General features: G+C 72.1%; 14 protein-coding genes. 5 read left to right on the plus strand and 9 right to left on the minus strand.

Features of this window, described 5'->3' with window-relative positions; translation table 11 throughout:
- Positions 1-63: 63 nt before the first annotated feature.
- Entirely contained in the window at positions 64-339 is a 276-nt protein-coding gene (locus ABZX65_RS34010) for a GlsB/YeaQ/YmgE family stress response membrane protein (protein WP_355349126.1), read from the minus strand.
- Positions 340-657: 318 nt separating this feature from the next.
- On the opposite strand from ABZX65_RS34010, the gene ABZX65_RS34015 reads away from it, so the two are divergent.
- Complete coding sequence (locus ABZX65_RS34015; protein WP_355349129.1) at positions 658-1,935, plus strand: glycosyltransferase; 1,278 nt, start codon at positions 658-660, stop codon at positions 1,933-1,935.
- 90 nt (positions 1,936-2,025) lie between these two features.
- Here the strand turns inward: ABZX65_RS34015 and ABZX65_RS34020 are convergent, their stop codons facing one another.
- From ABZX65_RS34020 to ABZX65_RS34045, 6 genes are all read right to left on the minus strand, one after another.
- Positions 2,026-3,144 carry a P1 family peptidase gene (locus ABZX65_RS34020; RefSeq protein WP_355349132.1) on the minus strand — a complete coding sequence of 373 codons (1,119 nt, stop codon included), beginning with the start codon at positions 3,142-3,144 and terminating at the stop codon, positions 2,026-2,028.
- 226 nt (positions 3,145-3,370) lie between these two features.
- The gene (gene glgX / locus ABZX65_RS34025) at positions 3,371-5,548 is read right to left on the minus strand and encodes a glycogen debranching protein GlgX (protein WP_355349135.1); all 2,178 of its coding nucleotides are present in this window, start codon (positions 5,546-5,548) and stop codon (positions 3,371-3,373) included.
- A gap of 312 nt (positions 5,549-5,860) precedes the next feature.
- Positions 5,861-6,352 (minus strand): DUF5709 domain-containing protein, encoded by a 492-nt coding sequence (locus ABZX65_RS34030; protein ID WP_355349138.1) that lies wholly within the window; start codon positions 6,350-6,352, stop codon positions 5,861-5,863.
- Between the two features lie 123 nt (positions 6,353-6,475).
- Complete coding sequence (locus ABZX65_RS34035; protein ID WP_355349141.1) at positions 6,476-7,516, minus strand: alpha/beta hydrolase; 1,041 nt, start codon at positions 7,514-7,516, stop codon at positions 6,476-6,478.
- Between the two features lie 170 nt (positions 7,517-7,686).
- The gene (locus tag ABZX65_RS34040) at positions 7,687-9,141 is read right to left on the minus strand and encodes a YfcC family protein (RefSeq protein WP_355349249.1); all 1,455 of its coding nucleotides are present in this window, start codon (positions 9,139-9,141) and stop codon (positions 7,687-7,689) included.
- Positions 9,142-9,323: 182 nt separating this feature from the next.
- Positions 9,324-10,679 (minus strand): M20/M25/M40 family metallo-hydrolase, encoded by a 1,356-nt coding sequence (locus tag ABZX65_RS34045; RefSeq protein WP_355349144.1) that lies wholly within the window; start codon positions 10,677-10,679, stop codon positions 9,324-9,326.
- 386 nt (positions 10,680-11,065) lie between these two features.
- On the opposite strand from ABZX65_RS34045, the gene ABZX65_RS34050 reads away from it, so the two are divergent.
- The gene (locus ABZX65_RS34050; protein WP_355349147.1) at positions 11,066-13,057 is read left to right on the plus strand and encodes a glycoside hydrolase family 76 protein; all 1,992 of its coding nucleotides are present in this window, start codon (positions 11,066-11,068) and stop codon (positions 13,055-13,057) included.
- A gap of 13 nt (positions 13,058-13,070) precedes the next feature.
- On the opposite strand, the gene ABZX65_RS34055 is transcribed toward ABZX65_RS34050, so the two are convergent.
- Positions 13,071-14,066 (minus strand): SDR family oxidoreductase, encoded by a 996-nt coding sequence (locus ABZX65_RS34055; protein WP_355349150.1) that lies wholly within the window; start codon positions 14,064-14,066, stop codon positions 13,071-13,073.
- Between the two features lie 119 nt (positions 14,067-14,185).
- On the opposite strand from ABZX65_RS34055, the gene ABZX65_RS34060 reads away from it, so the two are divergent.
- On the plus strand, positions 14,186-14,869 hold the full coding sequence (locus ABZX65_RS34060) for a TetR family transcriptional regulator (protein ID WP_355349153.1): 684 nt from the start codon (positions 14,186-14,188) through the stop codon (positions 14,867-14,869).
- 56 nt (positions 14,870-14,925) lie between these two features.
- The gene (locus tag ABZX65_RS34065) at positions 14,926-15,885 is read left to right on the plus strand and encodes a D-2-hydroxyacid dehydrogenase family protein (RefSeq protein WP_355349156.1); all 960 of its coding nucleotides are present in this window, start codon (positions 14,926-14,928) and stop codon (positions 15,883-15,885) included.
- Positions 15,886-15,908: 23 nt separating this feature from the next.
- Here ABZX65_RS34065 and ABZX65_RS34070 read toward each other — a convergent pair whose 3' ends face one another.
- The gene (locus ABZX65_RS34070; protein WP_355349159.1) at positions 15,909-16,337 is read right to left on the minus strand and encodes a nuclear transport factor 2 family protein; all 429 of its coding nucleotides are present in this window, start codon (positions 16,335-16,337) and stop codon (positions 15,909-15,911) included.
- A gap of 336 nt (positions 16,338-16,673) precedes the next feature.
- Here ABZX65_RS34070 and ABZX65_RS34075 point away from each other — a divergent pair, with 336 nt between their 5' ends.
- On the plus strand, positions 16,674-17,804 hold the full coding sequence (locus ABZX65_RS34075; protein ID WP_355349252.1) for a nitric oxide synthase oxygenase: 1,131 nt from the start codon (positions 16,674-16,676) through the stop codon (positions 17,802-17,804).
- Positions 17,805-17,810: the final 6 nt, after the last annotated feature.

Raw genomic sequence — 17,810 nt, forward strand, 5'->3', positions numbered from 1 at the left:
CGGAGGGCGGCACCCCCATCGCGGGGGTGCCGCCCTCCGGCCGTGCGCCCGGGTGACCGGTGGTCAGCGCCTCGCGTCCCGCGAGTCGCCGAAGAAGATGCGGTAGAGGATGAGCAGCACGAGCGCCCCGCCGATCGCCGCGCCCCAGGTGGCGGCGTCGAAGAAGTGGTGCTGTACCGGCTTGTCGAGGATTTTGGCGGACAGCCAGCCGCCGACGAACGCCCCTGCGACGCCGATCAGGATGGTTCCGATCAGGCCGCCCGGATCGCGACCGGGCAGCAGAATCTTCGCGACGGCCCCGGCGAGCAGACCGAGGATGACCCAACTGATGATTCCCATAGGGGCCGTCTGCCCTGTGACCCGCGGGTCACACACACGAGTGCGCACCGCGCGGCGGTCAACACCGGGCGGGGGCACCGGAGTCGGGGCACGCCGCCCGGTCCGGCCGCGTGGAATACGGCACGGTTGTCGCCCGGCCGCCGGGCGCCCCTCGGTGTGCATATTTCCATATCCGCACCGCACGTTACAGAAAGCGTCACTCGGTGAAATCTGGAATTCACACGCGCGCAAGTTTTAGGTGGTCCCATCGCGGCTAATCCGCTGGTCAACCAGGTTTGTCGATTTCCCGCAGAGCGGGACCTGCGATGGGTGCGCGTCATGAATGAACTGCGTGTGCTGTCGATCTACGAGGGCTTCTTTTCCGGCGGTGCGAGGATTCTGCACAGCGACGTCGTGCGCGGTCTCAGCGGCGGCGCGCAGCGGCACGTGGTGCTGAGCATCGAGGGTGAGATGCACCGCGAGGCGACCAGGCAGCCGATGTCCGAGGACGCCTGCTACCGGGCGCTCACGGCGGCGGGTGTACCGGTGTCGGCCCTGCGCGACCGTTTCGGCGGCGAAGGCCGGGAGGACGCCGAGGCGGGCAGCCGCAAGGGCGGGCACGAGAGCGGCGGCGGCGTGTTCAGCCGGTCGGAGCTCGCGGCCACCGCCAGGGCGACGGCGGCGGCCGACGTACTCCTCTCGCTCAAGGAACAGCCGCTCGCGCTGCTCAATCAGGCCGGGCTGCCGTACCGGCCGGTGGTGGTGTGCCTGCACAGGTCCGATCCGGAGAATCAGGGCCCCGCGCTGGACGCGCTGCGCGCCGCGGCGGCGGCGGGCCGGGTGCGGGCCTGCGTCTGCTGCGCGGAGTCGACCAGGGCCGCGTACGTGGCCGCGGGCATCCCTGCCGAGCTGATGCACGTCATCCCCAACGGCGTCGATCTGCTGCGGTTCCGGCCCGACGCGGTCCGCAGGGCCGCGACGCGGTCCTCGCTCGGTATCGCGGCGGACGCGCCCGTCACGGTCTTCGCGGCCCGCTACGCGGAGATGAAGAACGTGCCGCTGTTCCTGCGGGCGGCCAGGATCCATCTCGGGCGGGACCCCGGCGCGCACGTCCTGATGTGCGGCGCCGGGATGACCGCGGAGAACCCGGAGCTGACCGCGGACATCACGGCCGCCTTCGGTGACGCTCCCGGCCTGCTGCGGCGGCTGTCGCTGCTGGGCGTGCGGCACGACATGGAGACGGTGTACGCCGCCGCGGACGTGGTCTCGCTGACGTCGTCGTCGGGTGAGGCGGCGCCGCTGTGCCTGATCGAGGGCATGATGTGCGGCGCGGTGCCGGTGGCCACCGATGTCGGGGACTGCGCGGAGCTGGTCGCCGGGCACGGCTTCCTCACCCCGGCGGAGGCCGAGCCGATCGCCGCGGCCTGGTCGCGGGCGGCGGCGCTGGCCGCCGACTTCGCCCCGGCGCTCGCCCGCAGCCGCGAGCGCTTCAGCCAGACCCGCATGGTGACCGCCTACGGCGCGCTCATCGAGCGGGTGCACCAGGACGCGGTGCGCGCGGTCCGTCCGGCCCGTCGCAGGACCAGGACGCGCGCGGGGGTCCCGTACGGCGTCTGAGCCCGCCGGGACGGCAAGCCGGAGTACGCGGTACGGCGCGGCGGGAGCCCCACCGCTCCCCCGCGCCGTACCGAAGCCGTACCGAAGCCGTCAGGCGCCGTAGTACGCGTCCCGGTACGAGAGGAAGAGGCCGCCCGGTCCGTCCACCGTCTCGGCGGCGAGGACGGCGTGCAGGAGGGCCCGGGTGAGCGCGTCGGCGCCCGCCTCGAGGACGGCGTTCATCGCGCCCGCCTCGATGTGCACGCCGAAGGCGGGGTCGGCGGCGTCGGCCGTCCCCGGCGGGACGAGGGGGAGGCGGCCGGTCGCCATGGCGAAGACGGTGTCGCCGTCGGACAGGGAGTGGGCGGGGCGGACGGCGCGGGCGAGTCCGTCGTGCGCGGTGCCCGCCAGCTTCCGCGCCTGGGCGCGGGTGAGGACGGCGTCCGTCGCGACCACGGCCAGCGTGGTGTTGAGCGGGTGGGTCCGCCGCTCGGCGTTCGCGGCGGCAGCGGCGGCCGTACGGCGTCGGGCCCGCTCCAGGGCGTCGGCCGCGACGGGCGGGCCGTACGGGGCGAATTCCGCGGCGGCGGGGCCCGGCCTCGCGCCCCAGAGCGCGCCCGTGTCCGGGTCGACCACGGAACCGGCCGCGTTGAGCACCGCGAGCGCGGCCACCGTCACGCCGGACTCCAGGACCGTGCTGGCCGTCCCCACCCCGCCCTTGAGACCGCCGGCCACCGCGCCCGTACCCGCGCCGACGCAGCCCTGCGGCACCGGCGCGCCCTCCGGGGCCGCCGCCGCGGCGCGTACCGCCGCAAGGCCCGTCTCCGCTCCCGGTCGCGCCGTCCACGAGCCGCCGCGGCCGAGGTCGAACAGCGCGGCGGCGGGCACCACCGGCACCACCTGGCCGGGACCGCCGACCCGGAAGCCCCGGCCCCGCTCCTCCAGCCAGCCGACCACGCCGCCCGCCGCGTCGAGCCCGAAGGCGCTGCCTCCGGTGAGCACCACGGCGTCGATGTACGGCACGAGATTGCGCGGGTCGAGGGCGTCGGTCTCGCGGGTGCCGGGACCGCCGCCGCGTACGTCGACCGCGGTGACCGCGCCGCCCTCGGGGGCCAGCACCACCGTCGTCCCGGTGAGCCAGCCGTCGCCGGTCCGCTGGGCGTGACCGACGCGTACTCCCTCGACGTCGGTGAGGCCGTTGCCGGGACCCGGCCGTGCGCTGCCGCTCATGTCGTCCTCCGTGAGGTAGCCACGATCACGCGGGCCCGCGCCATCCGCGTACTCGCGGCCCGCCCCCTCACCGTACGAGACCGCGGCCGAACGTCGGTGTGCTCCGGCGCGTGTCAGGGCGCGCCGGAGCAAGGGGTATCCCATCAGAAGAACGACGTAAACTTCAATGTTTTTTACGCAACAAGTTGACCGAAGAGTGAAATCGACGGTCACTGCCGCCTCGGTGTCAGGTGCGCGCTCCTCGCCGTCTCGGCATGCGGGACGCCTTGATGGCGCGCCGCAGGCGACCGCCCGTGGGCCGCTGCACGGCGATCAGCACGATCATGCCCCGGTCCTGGACCCGGATCCGGCCGCCGGCCTTCACTTCGGACTCGTCGGTGCCGTCGGCCTCGGCCGCGGTGTCCACGGCGACCTGCCACAGGCCGCCGTACTCGCGTTCGGGGATCACGAAGTCGAGCGGTTCGTAGTGGCTGTTCAGCAGGATCAGGAAGGACGTGTCGGAGATCCGGCCGCCCTTCGGGTCGGACTCGGTGATGGCGTCGCCGTTCAGCAGCAGGGCGACGGCGCGCGCGTCGCCGCGGTGCCAGTTCTCCTCGCACATCTCACCGCCGTCCGGCCGGAACCACACGGCGTCCGCGACGGCCGATCCCCCGGTGTCGCCGCGGAAGAACCGGCGGCGGCGCAGCACCGGGTGCTCGGCGCGCAGCTTGATCAACCGGCGCGTGAAGTCGAACAGTTCGCGCTGCTCGACGTCCAACGTCCAGTTCACCCAGGCGGTTTCGTTGTCCTGGCAGTAGACGTTGTTGTTGCCGCGCTGAGTGCGGCCCATCTCGTCGCCGTGTGCGATCATCGGCACACCCTGCGAGACCAGCAGCGTCGTCAGCAGATTGCGCTGCTGTCTGGCGCGCAGCGCGAGCACTCCGGGGTCGTCGGTCTCGCCCTCGGCTCCGCAGTTCCACGAACGGTTGTGGCTCTCGCCGTCGTTGCCGTCCTCGCCGTTGGCCTCATTGTGCTTGTCGTTGTACGAGACCAGGTCGCGCAGCGTGAAGCCGTCGTGGCAGGTGATGAAGTTGATCCCGGCGCGCGGGCGGCGGTTGTCGTCCTCGTAGAGGTCGGAGGAGCCGGTGAGCCGGGAGGCGAGGGCGGGCAGTGTGCCGTCCTCGCCGCGCCAGAAGTCCCTGACGGTGTCGCGGTATTCGCCGTTCCACTCGCTCCACAGGGACGGGAAGTTGCCCACCTGGTAGCCGCCCTCGCCCAGGTCCCACGGCTCGGCGATCAGTTTGACGCGGCTGACCACCGGGTCCTGCTGCACGAGGTCGAAGAAGGACGAGAGCCGGTCCACCTCGTGGAACTGCCGGGCCAGCGTGGCCGCGAGGTCGAAACGGAAGCCGTCCACGTGCATCTCGGTGACCCAGTACCGCAGCGAGTCCATGATGAGCTGGAGGACGTGCGGATGCCGCATGAGCAGGCTGTTGCCGGTGCCGGTGGTGTCGAAGTAGTGCCGCGGGTCGTCGTCCACCAGCCGGTAGTACGAGGCGTTGTCGATGCCGCGGAAGGAGAGCGTCGGCCCCATGTGGTTGCCTTCGGCGGTGTGGTTGTAGACCACGTCGAGGATCACCTCGATGCCCGCCTTGTGCAGGGCCTTCACCATCTCCTTGAATTCCGTGACCTGTTGGCCGCGTACCCCGCTCGACGCGTACGCGTTGTGCGGCGCGAAGAAGCCGATGGTGTTGTAGCCCCAGTAGTTCGACAGGCCCCGGTCGCGCAGATGGCCGTCCTGCGCGAACTGGTGCACCGGCATCAGCTCGATCGCCGTCACGCCCAGTTCCTTCAGGTGCTCGATGACCGCCGGGTGCCCGACTCCCGCGTAGGTGCCGCGTATTCGCTCCGGCAGGCCCGGGTGGGTCATCGTCAGACCCTTCACGTGCGCCTCGTAGATCACCGACTCGTGGTACGAGTGACCCGGCGCGCGGTCGTCCCCCCAGTCGAAGGACGGATCGGTCACCACCGACAGCATGGCGTGGCCGAGGCTGTCCATCGTGTTCTGCTCTTCGGGCGCGTGGAAGCGGTGGCCGAACGCCGACTCGTCACCGTCGACCTGGCCTTCCACTGCCGTGGCGTAGGGGTCGAGCAGCAACTTCGCCGGATTGCAGCGATGCCCCTCGTCCGGCCGGTACGGGCCGTGCACGCGGTAGCCGTAACGCTGGCCGGGGCCGACGCCCGGCAGATACGCGTGCCGGACGAATCCGTCCACTTCGGTCAGCGTGAGGCGCTGTTCCCGTCCCGCGTCATCGACGAGGCACAGCTCGACCTTCTCCGCCACCTCGGAGAACAGGGCGAAGTTGGTGCCCGAGCCGTCGTACGTGGCTCCGAGCGGATAGGGACGACCGTTCCACTGCTGCATTCACTGACCCTCTCGACCCTGCGTGAGCGACGATCCGACGTCCTCCCACTCATACCCCGTTGATCTCAGGCCATGGGTTCGTGAAGTGAACGGTCGCAGAAGGCCCGCGTGGACCGGTCGCGGACCGTACGACAGCGACCTCCGGCGGTGGCCGGAGGTCGCTGTCGCGAGCCGCGTCGGGCTCGGGGTGTCGCGAGGGTTCGGGTGTCGAGGGGGTTCGGCTGTCGAGGGGGTTCGGCTGTCGAGGGGGTTCGGCTGTCGCAGGGTGGAGGCGCCGGGGGTCAGGAGTCCGGGTTCGGGCGCCGGGGGATGTCAGGCGTCGTCGCCCGGCAGGGCCTCCGGGTCGTCCAGGAGGTGCACGGCGGCCTCCTCCGCGGAGGCGGCGCCGCCGTCGATGCCGACGTCGTCGGCCACACCGTCCTGGACCGGGCTGTCCACCCACTGCTCCGGGCTGGTCAGCCGGCCCGCGCGCAGGTCGCCCGCCTCGGGGTCGAGCAGTTCCCCGTCGGTGTCGGCGGCATCGCCGAGGCCGTCCCCGTCGGGGAACTGCGGGGTGTCGGGGCGCTCCCTGGCCAGCCGCTGGTCCAGCGAGTCGCCTTCGTGCTGCTCCTCGGCCGTGGTGCCGTTCTGTTCGACGGCCAGGGGCCGCTCGGGCGGCGAGTACCCCTCGTCCAGGACGTCCTCGACGCCCCGGTCGACCAGGGTGTCCTCGGGCTCCAGCGGGCCCGCGTCCTCCTGGATCTCGCTCCCGTCCGGCTGGTAGACGTCGTCCCCCATGCCGTCGTCCGTCATGCGGTCGGACATCTTGTCCTCTTCCTGGTCGGTCGGCGGATTCGCGATGCCGGTGGTGGCATCACGGACGGTCGCCTGCCCGTGGTGCGGCGGCGGAAACGGTGGACATCCCACCGCGGCCGTGCGGCGTACCCCTCAATCCTCGCGCGGTGCGGGCAGCGCGGCCAGCCAGTCGGTCAGCAGGCCGCTGACCTCCTCGGCGCGCTCCTGCTGGATCCAGTGCCCGCAGCCCTTGAGGATGTGCGAGGAGACCAGTCCGGGCAGTGTGCTCGGATACGCGTCGATGGCGCCGGCCATCCATGTGGTGGAGGCGTCGAGGTCGCCGCCGATGAACAGCGAGGGCTGCCGGATCGGAGCGCCGTCCCAGGGCGCGAGGTCCGCCCAGTCGCGGTCGACGTTGCGGTAGCGGTTGAGCGCCCCGGTCAGTCCGGTCCGCTCGAACTCGCCCGCGTAGAAGTCCAGGTCCCGCTCGGTCAGCCAGCCGGGCAGCCGCCCGGTGGGGAAGCGGTCGGAGAGCTTGGCGGCGGGCGGTACGAAGTGCGGGTCGCTCTCCCCCGCCGCCGGCATCGTGTCGGCCGACAGCGCCGCGTAGAAGCCCGCGAGCCAGCCGCGCACGTCCTGTTCGATCTCCGCCTCGGCCCGACCCGGCTCCTGGAAGTAGCTGACGTAGAACTCCTCGTCGCCGCCGATGGCGCCGAACGCCTCGGTGGGCCGGGGGCCGCCGCGCGGCGCGTAGGGCACGCTGAGCAGGCCGACGGCGGTGAAGACGTCCGGCCGCAGCAGCGCCGAGTTGGCGGCGACGGGCGAGCCCCAGTCGTGGCCGACGACCGTCGCGGTCCGCTCGCCGAGGGCGCGGACGACCGCCACGTTGTCGGCGACGAGCTGGAGCATGCGGTACGCCTCGGGCTCCGCGGGCTTCGACGAGCGGCCGTAGCCGCGCACGTCGACGGCGACGGCGCGGTAGCCCGCCGCGGCGAGGGCCGGGAGCTGGTGGCGCCAGGAGTACCAGGACTCGGGGAAGCCGTGCACGAGCAGGACCAGCGGTCCCGCGCCCTGCTCGACCAGATGGATGCGGCCGCCGGGCACGTCGACCAGCCGGTGCCGCGCGTCGGCCGCGGGGTCCTCGGTGGCCGCGGAGTGCGGACGGGTCGGCTGTGGACGGGTGGGCTGCGCCATTGCTTCCTCCCGGAGCTTCGGGCCGCGCTCGCGGCGGTCTGACCTGCGGCGTACGTCGTGCACGGGCCGGGAGACCCGGTACGCCGTGAGCCGTTGCCGCGAGTGTGCGGGCCCGGCCGGAGCGCAGGCCAATTCCGTTGCCGTTCCGGCAAAACGGCGTCCCGCCAGCGTCAGGTGACGACCGCGCCGACGGCGACGAAGCCGCAGATCATGACGAAGAGGATGGCCAGCAGCGGCCAGATGAAGCGCAGGTACTGGTCGTAGCGGACCTTGGCTAGGGCCACACCACCGATGGTGACGGCGGTGGTCGGCACCCAGAGGTTCATCCAGCCGCTGGCCGACTGCCAGGCGGTGACGACGACCGAGCGCGAGACCCCGGCGAAGTCGGCCAGTGGGGCCAGGATCGGCATGGCGAGGGTGGCGTGCCCCGAGGTGGACGGGATGAGGAAGGCCAGCGGCAGGTTGACCAGGAAGACGATGATGCCGAACACCGAGTTGGACGTGCCGGAGACGACGCCCTCGATGGAGTGCAGCACGGTGTCGGTGACCTTGGAGTTGTTCATGATCACGGTGACGCCGCGGGCCAGCACGATGACCAGCGCGGGAGAGATGAAGTCCGCCGCGCCCTGGATGATCGTGGCGCTGAGCTTCTGCTCCCCCATGCGGCCGACCAGGCCGATGATCACCGCGGCGACCAGGAACAGCGCGGCCAGTTCGGCGAAGGACCAGTCCAGTTCCCAGGCGTACGGGGTCGCGTCGGCCTTGCCGGTCAGCGCGCTCGACCAGGGCACCACCGAGAAGATCATGAAGGCGAAGACCAGGCCGACGGCCATCAGTACGGCCTTGTGCAGGCCGGTCAGCTCGGGCGGCTCCTGGTCGCGGTCGACGCCCTGCTCCCGGTCGCCGGGCAGGAAGCCGACGAGGGAGCGGTCGGGGTTCTTCTGCACGCGCTTGCCGTAGCGGACGACGTAGGCGACCGTCACGGTCGTCAGCACGATCCACATCACGAAGCGCAGCACGATGCCGTCGCCGAGCGAGATGTCGGCGGCCGACGAGGCGACGCCGGTCGCGAACGGGTTGACCGTGGAACACAGCACGCCGACGCCCGCGCCGAGGATGATCGCGCCGGTGGCGACCATGCGGTCGTAGCCCAGCGCCAGCATCAGGGGCACGATCAGGCCGTAGAAGCCCAGGGTCTCCTCGGCGAAGCCCTCGACCGTGCCGAGCACGGAGAAGGTCACCATGATGCCCGCGATGAGCAGCGCGCCGCGGTCGCGCAGGGCGTGCGCGAGGCGGGCGATGCCGCGGTCCAGGGCGCCGGTGGCGAAGACCACGGTGATGAACGCGCCGATTGCGAGCACGAACAGGAAGACGCCCGCGCTGCCGTACAGGTCACCGGAGTTGTCGGGCGCGACGAAGCCGGTCTTGGCGTTCTGGATGCCGTACAGGCCGTTGACCGGCGAGAGGAACAGGTCCTTGAGGTGGTCGACGAAGCTCAGTCCGGACGAGACACGGTGGTACGTGCCCTGGATGGGCGCGCCCGTGTCCTTCCGCTTGTACTCGCCCGACGGGATCAGGAACGCCAGCGCCCACACCGCGAGGGTGACCAGGGCGAGGATGGTCAGGGCGCTGGGGAAGGTGAATTTGTGCTTCTTGGGCGGCTGTCGGCCCGGGTCGCCGTCTCCCGTGGTGCCGGTGCCGGAGCCGCCGGCGGAGTCCCCGTCCGCGGTCCCCGCCGTCCCGGTGTCCCGGTAGGCGGTGGATCCGTTGGCATCGGCCGCGTCGGCGCCGGGCGCCGTATCGCCGCTCACCGCGCCCCGCCCGCCGCGCGGAAGTCCGCCGCGTACTCCCGGAGGAAGGCCGCCTCCGCGATGACGGCGCCGCGCAGCTCGGAGAAGAGCACCCGCTCATTGGGGGCGTGCAGATTGCACATGCTGTCCTGGGCTCCGAAGAGCAGCACCTCCGCCTGGGGTACGGCCTTGGCCAGGCCGTTGACCAGCGGGATGGAGCCGCCGCTGGCGGCGAGCTGGGCCTCCTCGCCCCAGCCCTCGCGCAGCGCGGTGCGGGCGGCGCGGTAGGCGGGGCCGTCGGTGGCCGGTTCGAAGCCGGGGCCCGCGTCGCTGGGGGTCACGGTCAGCTCGATGTCGAAGGGCCGGTGCTCGCGCAGGTGCCTGACCAGCGCGTCGGTGGCCTCCTTCGGGTCCTGCAAGGGGTGCACGCGCAGATTGAGCTTGGCGCGCGCGTACGGCACCACGGCCGACGCGGCGCCGTCCACGGTGGGGGTGTCCATGCCGATCACGGTGACGGCAGGGCCGCTCCACAGCCGCTCGCCGAGGCTGCCGGTGCCGATCAGCGGTGTGCCGTCGGGCACGGTCGCCAGCGCGCGGAACTCCTCCTCGGTGTACGAGGCCCCGTCCCACGGCTCGCGGCGCAGCCCTTCGACCGTGACGTCACCGGCCGCGTCGTGCAGCGAGGCGAGCGCCTGGATGAGGGCCAGCAGCGCGTCGGGCGCGGCGCCGCCGAATTCGCCGCTGTGCCGGGCCTCGGCGAGCGTCCGCACCTCCACGACGACCTCGGCGACTCCGCGCAGACCGGTGGTCAGGGTGGGGGTGCCGGGCCGCAGATTGCCCATGTCGGCGATGACCATGGCGTCGCAGGCGAAGCGCTCGGGGTCGGTCGGCGGGTAGTCGTCGAAGGCGCTGCCGTACTCCTCCTGACCCTCCAGCACGATCTTGACGCCGGTCGGCGGCCGGCCGCCGTACGCGCGCAGGACGCCGAGGTGGGCCATGACGTTCGACTTGTCGTCGGCGATGCCGCGGGCCCGCAGGCCGCCCTCGATGGGCGTGGGCTCGAAGGGCGGCGACTGCCAGGCCGACTCGTCGCCGGACGGCTGGACGTCGTAGTGCCCGTAGAGCAGTACGGTCGGCGCGTCGGGGGTCGGCGGCGGGATCTCGGCGTAGATGACCGGTGAGGTGTCGGGCAGGTCGATCCGCTCGATGTGCTCGACCCCGGCGTCCCTCAGGAGCTCGACCAGCAGGTCGTGCGCCCGGTTCACCTCCGTGGCGGGGTAGCCAGGGAAGGCGATCGAGGGAATCTCGGCGAGCCGCACCAGGTCGGCGGTGAGCTGTTCCATCAGACTGTCGACGGTGGCGGCGAGATCCATACCGGCGTGCTCCTCATCCCGAGTTCTCTGTCTTCCGACCGCTCCGTGGCGCGGTCACGCTCTCGTGCGATCGCTCCCGTGGTCCGACGCGCCCTGCCGTCCGAAATCCCCGGTGCGGTCAGGGCCATGACGGTCCTTTCGAGCACTCTGTCGACTGTCCGGGTGAGGCGCAGCCGTTAATGGGCCGAACGGGCCACGGTGGCCGCGGCGGACGGTTGCCGTGGGACGCGGGTGACCCAAGGGGTTGACTGTGCATGACAACGCTGTCTCAATGTGGAAATGCAACGTGAGAAACGGTGAAGTGCCCGCGCTTCGACCGGAGTTGCCGTGCCGCGCGGTCGAGCGCGGCGTGACCCGTTCCGCCCGGTCCCGGACAGGGGTGTCGTGTGAGCAGACGGTGGTTGTGGCGCGTTCTTCTCCTCGCCTTGCTCGTCCTGGCCGCGCAGCCGGGCATCGCGTCGGCCTCGCCTGCGGGCGGCTCGTCGTCCTCCGCGGCTGCGGGGTCGTCGCACACGGGACGGTCGTCCACGGGGCCTGTGCCCACGGAGCCGCCGTCCACGGAGCCGCCGTCCGCGGAGCCGTCGCTTACGGTGTCGCCGGTCGCGCTCGCCGCGCCGAACGACGCCACGACCGTGTGCGCGGTCTACTGCGACACCCGCGACCCGTCACTGGCAGGGCAGGAGACCTTCCCGGTGCCGGACAAGACCCTCAACGGCCGCCGGGTCTCGCTGCACGTCTCGGACGCCGACGGCATGGCCTGGGCGTCCATCGACGCGGGACAGCTCGACGACTCGGTGTGGCTGGACCGCTCATGGGACGGCGGGACGACCTGGGACGGGCTGCTGGGCAGGGCCTCGATCCCGTCGACCTGGACCGGCACGCGCACCCTGATGTACAACCTCTACGACCCCACCCACCACCGGCGCGCCGTACTGCGGGCGTGCGGTGACGCGCAGGGCGTCGGCTGTACGGGCTGGGCGCGGCTGAGCGTGTGTGCCGCGCGCTGCGACGGCGCCGATGTGTCCACGGGCACCGGTGACACCCGGCCGGTGGCGGACGCGACGCTCAGCGGGCGGACCATCGCGCTGCACATGGACAACTCGGGGATGGCCTGGGGCACGGTCTCCGGCGGCGCCGCGGGCGACGAGATCTGGCTCGACCGCTCGTGGGACGGCGGCGCGAGCTGGCCCGACGGATCGTCGAAGGGGCGGACATCGGTGCCGTCCGGCGCGTCGGGCACCAGGACGGCGGAGTTCAACACCTCCGATCCGCTCGGCAAGCTCTACGGCGGCGTGGTGCGCGCCTGCGGCCGGGCCGTCGAGGGCCAGAACGGGAGCTGCACCGCGTGGGCGCGGCCGACGACGGTCCGCAGCGCGGCGGCGGCCGACGCCCTCATGTACTCCTACGACCCGAACACCGCCTACTGGCCGTCGAGTTGGTGGAATTCCGCGGTGGCGCTCAGCACAGTGATCGACTACATGCGGCAGACCGGCGACACCCGCTATCTGTGGGTGGTGGCGCGCACCTTCCAAGTGAACAAGGCCGCCTTCCCCGCCGGGGCCCGCAGTTCCGACCCGATCGACGGCGACTTCATCAGCCGGGCCACCGACGACGCCGAGTGGTGGGCCCTGGCCTGGATCGACGCCTACGACCTGACCGGCAACGTCACGTATCTCAACGAGGCCGTCACGATCGCCACGTACGTCAACGGCCTGTGGGACACCAGCACCTGCGGCGGCGGGGTGTGGTGGGACCGCGAACGGACGTACAAGAACGCGGTGACCAACGGGCTGTACGTGCGGTTGACCGCGGAGCTGCACAACCGGATCAGCGGGGACACGACCTGGCTGGGCCGGGCGACCACGTCCTGGAACTGGTTCAGGAACAGCGGTCTGATCAACGCGTCCGGGCTGGTCAACGACGGGCTGACCGGCGGCTGCGCCAACAACGGCCAGACGGTGTGGAGTTACAACCAGGGCCTGGTGATCGGGGCCGCGGTGGAGATCTGGCGGGCCACGGGTGACGGTACGGCGCTGGCGAAGGCGCGCCAACTGGCCGACGCCGCGGTCGCGGCACCGTCGCTGGTCACCTCGGGGCTGCTCACCGAGCAGTGCGACGCGCTGAACGCGACCTGCGACGACAACGCCAAGCAGTTCAAGGGCGTCTTCATGCGCTACCTCCAGGACCTCAACGGCGCGACCGGCGGCGCCTATCGCGGCTTCGCCACCACCCAGGGCAACTCGATCTGGTCGGCGGACCGCGATTCGCTCAACCGTCTCGGCGAGCGCTGGTCGGGCCAGGGCAGCACGGACCATCCCAATGTGCGCGACTGGCGCACCCAGGCCAGTGCGCTCAGCGCGCTGCTGGCGGCGGGCTGAGGCGGCGCGGACCTCAGGGTCCGGGCGGGGTCGCGGGCGCGGTCGTCTCGCGGATGGTCGTCCCTGGCCCGGTCGTCCCGGTCGGCGCGGTCTCGGGCACGGTGACACCGGTCAGGCGCTCGGCCGCCGCCCACAGCCGGGCGTTGGTCGTGGCGTCGAGCGCTCTGCGGGTGATGCGCGCGGTCGTGGTCGGGCCGACCAGGCCGAGGCGTCGGCCCGGGCCGTAGTAGCCGCCCGCGACGGCTCCGGGATCGGCCGCGGCGAACAGCAGCGGTTCCGTGCCCTGCTCGACCCCTTGGCGGGGCAGGAAGTCCAGCCGCCTTCCGAGCCTGTGCAGCCGTGACGGCTCGCCGCCCAAACTCGCGCCCGCGGTTTGCAGGTTGGTGGTGGTGTAGCCGGGGTGGGCGGCGGTGCTCAGCAGATTCCAGCCGCGGTCGGCGGCGAGGGCGGCCAACTGCCGGGTGAGGATGAGGTCGGCGAGCTTGGACTGGGCGTACGAGAGATTCGGGCGGTAGCGGCGCCGCTCCCACTGGAGGTCGTCGAAGCCGATCCGCCCGTAGGCGGCCGTGCCGCTGCTCATGGTCGCCACGCGCGGCGCGGTGGCGGCGAGCAGGGCGGGCAGCAGCCGGACGGTCAGGGCGAACGGGCCGAGGAAATTGCTGCCGAATTGCAGCTCGAAGCCGTCGGCGGTGGTCATCCGGGTCGGCGGGGCCATCACGCCCGCGTTGTTGACCAGCAGGTCGAGCGGGGTGGGGTCGGCGAGCACGCCGTCGGCGAACGCGCGGACCGACGCCAGGTCGGCGAGGTCGACGCGGCGCACTTCCAGGCGGGCGTCCGGGTGCCGCTCCAGGATCTCGGCGCGGGCCCGCTCCCCCTTCTCCGGGGTGCGTACGGCCATGATCACCTGCGCTCCCGCGGCGGCGAGGCGGCGGGCGGCCTCCTTGCCCGTGCCGCTGTTGGCGCCGGTCACGACGGCCTTCCGGCCGGTCAGGTCGGGGACGACATACATGGTGACTCCTTCGGCGTCCGTGCCGGAACACCTCAATAAAGGACCGGTGGTCTGTTATGTTCCACGCTATCAGACCGGCAGTCCGATAACAACAGACCGCAGGTCCGTAGAATGTGGGCATGCCCACGACTTTCCAGCGCGCCCGCAGCGAGGAGCAGCGCGCCCAGCGCCGCCAGGCGATCCTGGACACCGCGTCCGCGATGCTCGCCGAGATGCCGGTGGCCGAGGTCAGCCTCAACGAGCTGAGCCGCCGCGTCGGCCTGGCGAAGTCGAATGTGCTGCGCTACTTCGAGTCCCGCGAGGCCGTGCTGCTCGAACTGCTCGACGTCGCCTTCCGGGAGTGGCTGGCGCACCTCGGACCCGAACTGGACGACGAGGTCGACCCCGGCGCGCCGCCCCGGCATCGCGGCGACCAGGTGGCGGCCGTCCTCGCCGGGTCGTTGGCGGTCCGCCCGGTGTTCTGCGACCTGACCGGCGCCCAGGCCGCCGTGCTGGAGCGCAATGTCTCGCCCGAGGTCGCCGCCGACTACAAGCGCACCGCCGTCCGGAACGTGTACGCGCTGGCCGAGCTCGTGCGGCGGCACGTGCCGGAACTGGGCGAGGGCGACGCGCTGCGGTACGCGGGCGCGGCCGTGATGGTCACGGGCGCCGTGTGGACGCACGCCCACCCGTCGGCGGCGATGCTGGCCGCCTATGACGCCGACCCGGCGCTCGAGGCGCTGCGGCTGGACTTCGCCGCGACGGTCCGCGAGACGCTGGAAGTCCTGGCCAGCGGGCTGCTGGCACGCCGCGTGCCCGAGTAGCGCCGGGACACCGTCCAAGCCCTCGACCCCCGCACCCTGACGGAGAGAAGACCGAGATGCGACTGCGCTGCGCCGTGCTGGACGACTACCAGGGCGTCGCCACGACGCTCGCCGACTGGTCCTCGCTGGCCCACGAGGTCGAGGTCGTCGGCTTCCCCGGTCACGTCGCGGACGAGGCCGAACTCGTCGCGGCCCTGGCCGACTTCGACATCGCCGTGACCCTGCGCGAGCGCGTGCCCTTCCCCGCCTCGGTACTGGCCGCGCTCCCCCGGCTGAAGCTGCTGATCGCCTCCGGGATGCGTAATTCGGTGATCGACTACGCCGCCGCGCGGGAGCACGGCGTGACCGTGTGCGGTACGGAGAGCGCCGGCACCCCGCCGGTCGAGCTGACGTGGGCGCTGCTGCTGGGACTGGCACGGGGCATCGTGCCGGAGAGCGCCAACCTCGCCGCGGGCGGCCCCTGGCAGACGACGGTCGGCGCCGACCTGCACGGCGCGCGGCTCGGTCTGCTCGGGCTCGGCAGGATCGGCGGGCGGGTGGCGGCCGTCGGGCTCGCCTTCGGCATGGACGTGGTGGCCTGGAGCGGGAATCTGACCGACGAGCGGGCGGCCGAGGTCGGTGCGGCGCGCCTGGCCAACAAGGAGGAACTGCTGGCCACCAGCGACTTCGTCTCCGTCCACCTCGCCCTGGGCGAGCGCAGTCGCGGCCTGATCGGCGCGGCGGAACTGGCGCTGCTGAAGCCGACCGCGTATCTGGTGAACACCTCGCGCTCGGCGATCGTCGACCAAGCGGCGCTGCTCGCCGCCCTGCGCGAGGGCCGGATCGCCGGAGCGGGCCTGGACGTCTTCGACATCGAGCCGCTTCCGGCCGACGACCCCGTGCGTTCCACGCCCCGGTTGCTGGCCACGCCGCACCTCGGCTATGTCACCGAGGCCAACTACCGTACGTACTACGGGCAGGCGGTCGAGGACATCCGGGCGTATCTGGCGGGCGCGCCGGTCCGTCGCCTCGACTGACGCCGAGGTGAAGGGGCGTCGGCTCAGGCCCTGGGTCCCGGCTCCCGGCCGACGCCGTTCAGCGGGATCCGCCGGGCCAGCAGCGTACGGTGGCTGATCCGCCAGCCGTCCGCGCCGCGCGTCACCCGGTCGTCGTACGTCAGACTCCCGCACGTGCCGTCGGTGTTGACGCCGAAGCCCTTGGACCGGACGCGGACGGCGCCGTCGGGCAGCTCGGTGATGACGACGTTGGTGACGTGGTGGGCGACGGGATTGCGGTCGCCGAGCGTGAGCGCCGCCTCCCGGACGGCCGCGATGCCGACGAGCGCTCCACCGCCGTAGTCGCTCACGTCGTAGACCACGTCGGCGGTGAACAACTCGTCCAGCCGGTCGAGTTCACCGCCGTCGAAGAGGTGGCCGTGCAGGTGGATCAGCTCGGTGACGGCGACGCGGTCCTCGGTGGTGAGCGGCAACGGAACTCCTCTCGGGCCGGGCCCGTCCCGACCGGTCTGCCAGCGTAGTGCGCACGCGACCGGCGCCGTACGGTCCGGCGGCGGTCGGACCCGGACGTGTCGGCGGGCAGAAGGCGACGCGGTTCGGACGGAGTCCGGCCAACTGTGATCACTGCCGACGGTCGTGTCACACCGGGGAGTGAATTCCGGGACCGTCGATCGAGGTCAGCCCTTCGTCGATCCGAGGTGCCTGTGATACTCAGAATCCTGAACAGACCGGGACTCCGGCAGCGCGACACGGCAGGGCAGGACGACGCGGGGCGCGAGCCGCTGCCACCGGCGGCCCCCGTCGATGTGATGGCGCGGCGTGCGAAGCTCAGGGCGGCGCGTGAACTCGGGCGCAAGGCCGAGGAGTTCCTGCGGCTCTATCACGGCGAGGAGCCCGCCGCGGGCGACCTGGACAGCAGGCTCACGGCGGTGCGCGCGGAGATCGGCGACACAGGCACGTATCAACACACCTCGGCGGAGCTGGCGTTCGGCGCGCGGGTCGCGTGGCGCAACAGCAACCGCTGTATCGGGCGGCTCTATTGGCGGTCCTTGCAGGTGCGCGACCTGCGGCACGTCACGGAGGCGGAGGAGATCGCCGAGGAGTGCGCGACGCATCTGCGGATCGCCACCAACGGCGGCCGGATCAGGCCGCTGATCTCGGTCTTCGCCCCTGACACCCCCGAGCGGCGCGGCCCGCGGATCAGGAACGAGCAGCTCATCCGCTACGCCGGATACCGGGCGGCCGACGGCACGGTCACCGGTGATCCGCGCACCGCGGACATCACCGGTCTCGCGGCGCGGCTGGGCTGGTCCGGCGGCCCGCGTACCGCCTTCGACGTGCTCCCGCTGATCGTCGAGGGCGTCAACGACAAGCCCCGGCTGTTCGACCTGCCCTCCGACGCCGTCCTGCACGTGCCGCTCGACCACCCCGAGCGCCCCTGGAGCGCCCAGTGGGGACTGCGCTGGCACGCGGTCCCCGCCGTCTCCGACATGTGCCTGGAGATCGGCGGCGTCTGCTACGGGGCGGCGCCCTTCAACGGCTGGTACATGGGGACGGAGATCGGCGCCCGCAATCTGGCCGACGTCGACCGCTACGACCTCCTGCCGCGCGTCGCGGACAGTCTCGGCATCGACACCGGCAGCGTCCGCTCCCTGTGGAAGGACCGCGCCCTGGTCGAGCTCAACCGCGCCGTCCTGCACTCCTTCGACCGCGCCGGAGTCACCCTGGCCGACCACCACACCGAGGCGGAACGTTTCCTCCAGCACCTCGACCGCGAGCGGCGCAAGGGCCGCGAGGTCCAGGCCGACTGGGCCTGGATCGTCCCGCCCATGTCCGGCGCCACCACCCCGGTCTTCCACCGCACCTACGACGACCGCGTCCTCAGCCCCGGCTTCGTCCGCCACCCGCGGGAGGCGGCGGACGGCGCCTCGTACGCCTGATCCGGC

The sequence above is a fragment of the Streptomyces sp. NPDC003300 genome (assembly GCF_040610915.1).
In the GTDB taxonomy this organism is placed as follows: domain Bacteria; phylum Actinomycetota; class Actinomycetes; order Streptomycetales; family Streptomycetaceae; genus Actinacidiphila.

Excerpts from the sequence above, each read along its gene's own strand:
- ABZX65_RS34010 (WP_355349126.1), bottom strand. The coding sequence starts at position 339 with ATGGGAATCATCAGTTGGGTCATCCTCGGTCTGCTCGCCGGGGCCGTC.
- ABZX65_RS34045 (WP_355349144.1), bottom strand. The coding sequence starts at position 10,679 with ATGGATCTCGCCGCCACCGTCGACAGTCTGATGGAACAGCTCACCGCC.
- glgX (WP_355349135.1), bottom strand. The coding sequence starts at position 5,548 with ATGCAGCAGTGGAACGGTCGTCCCTATCCGCTCGGAGCCACGTACGAC.
- ABZX65_RS34060 (WP_355349153.1), top strand. The coding sequence starts at position 14,186 with ATGCCCACGACTTTCCAGCGCGCCCGCAGCGAGGAGCAGCGCGCCCAG.
- ABZX65_RS34055 (WP_355349150.1), bottom strand. The coding sequence starts at position 14,066 with ATGTATGTCGTCCCCGACCTGACCGGCCGGAAGGCCGTCGTGACCGGC.
- ABZX65_RS34035 (WP_355349141.1), bottom strand. The coding sequence starts at position 7,516 with ATGGCGCAGCCCACCCGTCCACAGCCGACCCGTCCGCACTCCGCGGCC.
- ABZX65_RS34015 (WP_355349129.1), top strand. The coding sequence starts at position 658 with ATGAATGAACTGCGTGTGCTGTCGATCTACGAGGGCTTCTTTTCCGGC.
- ABZX65_RS34065 (WP_355349156.1), top strand. The coding sequence starts at position 14,926 with ATGCGACTGCGCTGCGCCGTGCTGGACGACTACCAGGGCGTCGCCACG.
- ABZX65_RS34020 (WP_355349132.1), bottom strand. The coding sequence starts at position 3,144 with ATGAGCGGCAGCGCACGGCCGGGTCCCGGCAACGGCCTCACCGACGTC.
- ABZX65_RS34075 (WP_355349252.1), top strand. The coding sequence starts at position 16,674 with ATGGCGCGGCGTGCGAAGCTCAGGGCGGCGCGTGAACTCGGGCGCAAG.
- ABZX65_RS34030 (WP_355349138.1), bottom strand. The coding sequence starts at position 6,352 with ATGTCCGACCGCATGACGGACGACGGCATGGGGGACGACGTCTACCAG.